This window comes from Streptomyces sp. NPDC006798, from assembly GCF_040635975.1.
Lineage (GTDB): Bacteria > Actinomycetota > Actinomycetes > Streptomycetales > Streptomycetaceae > Streptomyces.
This window is the reverse complement of the sequence record NZ_JBEYIS010000005.1, coordinates 220,258-226,358: the sequence shown is the minus strand read 5'-3', so window position 1 is coordinate 226,358 and position 6,101 is coordinate 220,258. Positions and strand designations below refer to the sequence as shown.

The window sequence follows — 6,101 nt, the reverse complement described above, 5'->3', positions numbered from 1 at the left end:
GCCCCCACCCGCGCCGCCAGGCGCAGGGGGCCGTAGGCGACCGACGACAACGCGGCGAGGCGCGGTGCCAGGGCACGCGAGCCCAGCAAGATCCGTCAGACACGCCCTAGCCGCCTCCCGCTGCGGGGTTCCCGGCGCCGGAGGGCGCACGCTCGGGTCGTCCTTCGACCGCGCGCCGTCCGTGGCTGGTCGCGCAGTTCCCCGCGCCCCTAGGTTGCCCTCCTGACCGCCCCTTCCAAAAGGCGGGCTCTTCAAGGCCGGGAACCCTTTCAGGACCGTGCGGGGGAGAGCATTGAGGGGCGCGGGGAACTGCGCGACCAGCCACAGACCGCGCGCGGTTGCCCGACAACACCCGCTCGGCTGGGCGGGCGGCGTGGGCCTCACCCGGAGGGCCGAGGCGCTGGGGGTCCCCCCATCGCCGAAGGCACAGGGGGCGGAACTGCGCGACCAGCCAGCCACGGCCGCGGGCCGCGAACAAGAATCAGCCGCCGGACGGAGCCCGGGTCGTGGCGCTCACCCGGAGGGCCGAGGCGCTGGAGCGGACGTCGACAACCGCAGACGGGCCGCAGGCCGCGGCGGCGTCCCCTTTCCGAGGGGCCTCGGGGTGCGCGGCCCCGGGAAGGGATCCCGCGGCGGGAGGCGACCCCGTAAGAATGGGGGTATGCCGATCAGCGTCATGCCCAACTCCCGTACGAATCCCGATGGATCCGCCGTCGTTCGCGTCCTCAGCTACAACGTGCGGTCCCTCCGGGACGACGAGGACGCTCTCGCCCGCGTCATCCGCGCCTGCGCCCCCGACCTGGTGTTCGTCCAGGAGGCGCCGCGGTTCTTCCGGTGGCGTAAGCATGCCGCGCGGCTCGCGGCGAAGACGGATCTCGTGGTGCTGTCGGGCGGGGCGACCGCCGCGGGTCCGCTGCTGCTGTGCTCGTTGCGGGCGACCGTCGACCGTACGGAGGACGTCCTGCTGCCGCTCACCCGCGGCCAGCACCGCCGTGGTTTCGCGACCGCCGTCGTCCGGTTCGGGGGCTCGGTGCCGCTGGGGGCGGTCAGCTGTCATCTGAGTCTGCATCCGAGGGAGCGGTTCGCCCAGGCGGGGATGTTGCTGGACCGGGTCGCCGGGCTCGGGACCCCGTACGCCGTCGCCGCCGGGGACGTCAACGAGGAGCCCGGCCGGCCGGGGTTCGCCCGGCTCGCGGCGGGCCTCCGGGACGGCTGGGCCACGGCCCCCTGGGGAGGTGAGCACACCTTCCCGGCGACCGGGCCCCGTAAGCGGATCGACGCGATCTTCGCGACCCGGGGTGTGGAGGTGCTGGCCTGCGGGGTGCCGACGGGGCTGCCGGGGGTGTCGGCCGCGGATCTGGGCGCGGCCACGGACCATCTGCCGGTCCTGGCCGCGCTCTCGCTGCCCGCCGCCGGTACCGCGTAAGCGCGCGGTCAGACGACGGCGCCGCGCCCCGGGTCCGGGTCCTCGTCGTCGTCGCCGTCCGACATCCGGGCCACGAGGGTCGCGAAGCCGCCGAGGAAGCCGCCGACGCAGACGGTGGTCAGCCACCAGGACATGTCCCAGCGGAGGATGACGGCGATCAGCATCAGGACCGGTCCGCCGATCACCCCCAGCCAGGCGAATTTGGCGGTGGTGTCGGCTTCCGGCAGCGGCGGCGGCTCGGGCGGGACGAAGTGGCCCTCGTCGGTCTCGCCGAGGTCGTCGTCCTTGGCCTCGGCGGGCGAGTAGTCCCGGGGTCCGGCGCCGCCGACTCCGGGGGCGAAGGTGATGGAGCTGCCGAGCCGGGGCGGGTCGGCGGGCCCGGCGGTGTCACCGCCGGATTCGGGCTCGGGCTCGGGCTTGCCCGGCTTCTCGTCGGCGATCGCTTCGAGCCGGGCCAGGTCCTCCACCGATTTGAACGGCTTGGCGCCGGGCGGGTCGGCCGGTTCCGTACCGTATCCGGCGACGATCGCCGCCCAGGCGGCTTCCTCGTCGATGGGCTGCGGCTCGCGGTCCGCGTCGTGTTGTTCAGTCACCGGTCGGGCTCCCCTTCGTCTGCGCGCGCGGAGCGAGCCGGTTGATGAACGCGTGGCTTCGGTCGAAGATCTGCTCCGCGTCATGGTCCAACGTCGCGACGTGGTAACTCTGTTCCAGCACGACCTCGGTGACATCCGTCGAGGAGACCCGGGCGAGGATCCGCGCCGAGTCCGCCGGGTTCACGACATGGTCGGTGGCGCTGTGCATCAACAGCAGCGGCTGCGTGACCTGCGGCAGCTCGCCGTCGACGAGCCGGGTGAACTGCCGGAGCGAGTACGCGGCCCGGACCGGCACCTGCTCGTACCCCACCTCCACGACGCCCGGCTTGGCGATATCGCTGGCGATCCCGGGGGACGAGGGCACCAGATGCCGCAGGACGGGCAGCAGCCGGGGCGCCAGTCCGTGCAGCCGGTTCAACGGGTTGACCAGGACGATGCCGCTGATCGCGGAGCCGTGCCGGGCGGCGAGCCGCAGGGTGAGCGCGCCGCCCATGGAGAGCCCGAAGACGAAGACCCGGGAGCAGCGGTCGGTGAGGTCCCGCAGCGCCCGGTCCACCTCCGCGTACCAGTCCTGCCAGCCGGTGTGCTGCATGTCCTGCCAGCGGGTGCCGTGTCCCGGCAGCAGCGGCACCGAGACGGTGAAGCCGTGTCCGGCGAGGTGTTCCGCCCAGGGGCGCAGGGAGTGCGGGGAGCCGGTGAAGCCGTGGCACAGCAGGACACCGATGTCACCGCCGTCGTGGCGGTAGGGCTCGGCTCCGGGGAGGACCGGCACCGGGGTCTCCTTTCGGGGTCGGTCGGGGGGCGGGGTCGTACGAACCATGCCGACCCGGTCGGGTGGCGGAGCACGGCGGCTCGGGGGGTCTGCTTCACGGTACGCGACCGGGCTGACACCGACCAGATCCGCCGCTTCGCGGCGGCCGGATCACCCGCGGCCCCGCCCGGGTGGGCCGTGCGGCGCCACCCGCCCCTGTGCGGGAAGACCGGGCCCACCTCGGGTTAAGGTCTGGACTACAGCAACAGGAGGCACTCGAGTTGATCTACGGCGCTATGAAGTTCTCCGTCGGGGGGAGTCTGAAGCTCGCGTTCAGACCCTGGGTGGAGGGACTGGAGAACGTTCCCGCCGACGGTCCGGCCATCCTCGCGAGCAACCACCTGTCGTTCTCCGACTCCTTCTTCCTGCCCGCGGTGCTGGACCGGAAGGTCACCTTCATCGCCAAGCAGGAGTACTTCACCTCCCCGGGGGTCAAGGGCAGGCTGACCGCCGCCTTCTTCAAGGGGGTCGGCCAGCTCCCGGTGGACCGCTCGGGCGCGCGCGGCGCGGGTGAGGCCGCGATCCAGGCCGGGATCAAGGTGGTCGAGAACGGCGGGCTCTTCGGGATCTACCCCGAGGGCACCCGCTCCCCCGACGGCCGGCTCTACCGGGGCAAGTCCGGTGGTCTGGCCCGGGTGGCGCTCGCCACCGGCGCCCCGGTCATCCCGGTCGCCATGATCGACACCGAGAAGATCCAGCCGCCCGGCAAGGTGGTGCCCAAGCTGATGCGCCCGGGGATCAGGATCGGCGCGCCGCTGGACTTCACCCGCTACCAGGGCCTGGAGAACGACCACTTCATCCGGCGGTCCCTGACCGACGAGGTGATGTACGAGATCATGAAGCTCTCGGGCCAGGAGTACGTCGACATCTACGCGACCGCCGCCAAGCGGCAGCTCGCCGACGCGAAGAAGGCGGCCGAGAAGCAGGCCGCGGAGCGGAAGGCGGCGGAGCGCGCCGCCTGAGCCGCCGGGTCCGGACCGCCTCGCGGGCCGTACCGAACGGGGCGTATTGAGCGGGCCGTACCGAACAGGGCGGTACCGAGCGGGGCCGGGGATCTCCCGGCGGGGGAGAACCGGGGCCGGGCGCGGGGGCGTCCGGAGAGCAAGGGGCCGTGTCGTCACGGCGGGGAACGGGAAGCGGACGGGGGGAGCCGGGGAGATGGCGCGCGAGCGGGTCGTACGGATGTCGGTCGAGCTGCCGCTGTGGCGCGCCCTGGCGGGCTACCGCGTCCTCACCATGCTCTACGCGGTCCTGCTGATCCCGCTCAACCCGGACAAGTTCGAACGCCCCTGGGTGGCGTATGCCTTCCTGGCCTTCCTCGGGGTGTGGACCCTGGCCACCCTGCCCTTCGTCCGGAACGCCGCGAGCTGTACCCGGCCGTTCCTGGCGGCCGATCTGACGGTCGCCGTCACCGGCATCATGCTGACCCCGCTGGCCGACTTCCAGGCCCAGCAGACCGACGGCCCCACCCTGCCGTCGATCTGGACGGCGGGCTCCGTACTGGCCTTCGCGATCAAGGGCGGCTGGCGCTGGGCGGGCCTGGCCTCGTCCCTGGTCGCCGTCGCCAATATGGTCGAGCGCGGCGACCCCACCGGGGACACCTTCCACAACGTCCTGCTGGTCTGGGTGGCGTCCATCGCCATCGGCTACGTGGTCGAGGTGGCCCGGGCCTCCGAGCGGACCCTCGCCCGCGCGCTGGAGATCGAGGCGGCGACCCGGGAACGGGAGCGGCTGGCCCGGGACATCCACGACGGGGTGCTCCAGGTGCTGGCCATGGTCCAGCGCCGGGGCAACGCGATCGGCGGGGAGGCCGCCGAGCTGGGCCGGATGGCCGGGGAGCAGGAGATCGCCCTCCGTACCCTGGTCTCGTCGGGTCTGGTCCCGGCGAGCCGGGCGTCGGAGGACGTCAGCCAGGGCGCGATCGTCCGGGCCGTGCACGATCCCGACGACACAGACCCCGCCGACACCGGCGATCCCGCGGACGCCGACCGCGATCTGCGGTCGCTGCTCGCGCCCCGGACCGGTGCCCGGGTCACCCTCTCCGAGCCGGGTGCCCCGGTTCTGCTCCCGGCCGCCGCCGCGGCCGAGCTGGCGGCGGCCGTCGGTGCCGCGTTGGACAATGTGGAACGGCACGCGGGTGACGGCGCCCATGCCTGGATCCTGGTCGAGGACTGGCCGGACGAGGTGATCGTCACGGTCCGGGACGACGGTCCGGGGATCCCGGAGGGGCGGCTCGCCCAGGCCGAGGGGGAGGGCAGGCTCGGGGTCGCGCTCTCCATCCGGGGGCGGCTGCGCGATCTGGGGGGCACGGCCGAGCTGATCTCGGTCCCCGGACAGGGCACGGAAGTGGAATTGAAGGTCCCGCGACAGGCGGGAGCGGCAGGGGGGAAGGACCGGTCATGACGGAATCGGCACCGGAGCGCACGACCCGGGTGATGGTCGTGGACGACCATCCGATGTGGCGGGACGCCGTGGCGAGGGATCTGGGTGCGGCGGGGTTCGATGTCGTCGCCACCGCGGGCGACGGCCAGCAGGCGGTCCGCCGGGCCGGGGCCGTCACCCCCGATGTGCTGGTGCTCGATCTGAACCTGCCGCTGAAGCCGGGGGTGCAGGTCTGCAAGGAGCTGGTGGCCGCCCTGCCCGGACTGCGGGTGCTGGTGCTCTCCGCCAGTGGTGAGCACGCGGACGTCCTGGAGGCGGTGAAGTCCGGCGCCACCGGCTATCTGCTGAAGTCGGCGAGTACGGAGGAGCTGACCGACGCGGTCCGGCGGACCGCCGCCGGCGACCCGGTTTTCACCCCCGGCCTGGCCGGGCTGGTCCTCGGCGAGTACCGAAGACTGGCCACCGACCCGGCTCCGGCCGCCGAGCAGGGCGAGTCCAAGGCGCCCCGGCTCACCGAGCGGGAGACCGAGGTGCTCCGGCTGGTCGCCAAGGGATTGTCGTACAAGCAGATCGCGGAGCGGCTGGTGATCTCCCACCGGACCGTGCAGAACCACGTCCAGAACACCCTCGGCAAGCTTCAGCTGCACAACCGGGTCGAGCTGGTGCGGTACGCCATAGAGCAGGGCATCGACACCCCGGACGGCCCCGGTCTCCCCGACGGCCCCGCGGAGAACGGCGCCGGGGCCGTCTGAACGCCGGACGCGTGGGCCCTGTCGTGAGGCCGCCCGGCCGGGTTGCCCGGGTCCCATCGGCCCCGGGGCGTACCCGTACCGCCGCGCGCGGGCGTGCGCCGGTGGTGTTCCGGAGGTGCCCGGGTGGCGTACGAGGT

General features: G+C 73.2%; 6 protein-coding genes. 4 read left to right on the top strand and 2 right to left on the bottom strand.

Features of this window, described 5'->3' with window-relative positions; all coding sequences use genetic code 11:
- Positions 1–661 precede the first annotated feature (661 nt).
- Complete coding sequence (locus tag ABZ714_RS05390; protein ID WP_358823810.1) at positions 662–1,426, top strand: endonuclease/exonuclease/phosphatase family protein; 765 nt, start codon at positions 662–664, stop codon at positions 1,424–1,426.
- 8 nt (positions 1,427–1,434) lie between these two features.
- Here the strand turns inward: ABZ714_RS05390 and ABZ714_RS05385 are convergent, their stop codons facing one another.
- Positions 1,435–2,019 carry a hypothetical protein gene (locus ABZ714_RS05385; RefSeq protein WP_358823809.1) on the bottom strand — a complete coding sequence of 195 codons (585 nt, stop codon included), beginning with the start codon at positions 2,017–2,019 and terminating at the stop codon, positions 1,435–1,437.
- A complete protein-coding gene (locus ABZ714_RS05380) occupies positions 2,012–2,791 on the bottom strand; it encodes an alpha/beta fold hydrolase (RefSeq protein ID WP_358823808.1) in 780 nt (259 codons plus the stop codon). Before ABZ714_RS05380 ends, ABZ714_RS05385 begins: the two co-directional genes overlap by 8 nt.
- Positions 2,792–3,051: 260 nt before the next feature.
- Here ABZ714_RS05380 and ABZ714_RS05375 point away from each other — a divergent pair, with 260 nt between their 5' ends.
- The 3 genes from ABZ714_RS05375 to ABZ714_RS05365 all read left to right on the top strand — a co-directional run bounded on the left by ABZ714_RS05375 (position 3,052) and on the right by ABZ714_RS05365 (position 5,964).
- A complete protein-coding gene (locus ABZ714_RS05375) occupies positions 3,052–3,792 on the top strand; it encodes a lysophospholipid acyltransferase family protein (protein WP_358823807.1) in 741 nt (246 codons plus the stop codon).
- 196 nt (positions 3,793–3,988) lie between these two features.
- A complete protein-coding gene (locus tag ABZ714_RS05370) occupies positions 3,989–5,233 on the top strand; it encodes a DUF5931 domain-containing protein (RefSeq protein ID WP_358823806.1) in 1,245 nt (414 codons plus the stop codon).
- Positions 5,230–5,964 carry a response regulator transcription factor gene (locus ABZ714_RS05365; protein WP_358823805.1) on the top strand — a complete coding sequence of 245 codons (735 nt, stop codon included), beginning with the start codon at positions 5,230–5,232 and terminating at the stop codon, positions 5,962–5,964. The genes ABZ714_RS05370 and ABZ714_RS05365 overlap by 4 nt, the downstream gene beginning before the upstream one ends.
- Positions 5,965–6,101 lie beyond the last annotated feature (137 nt).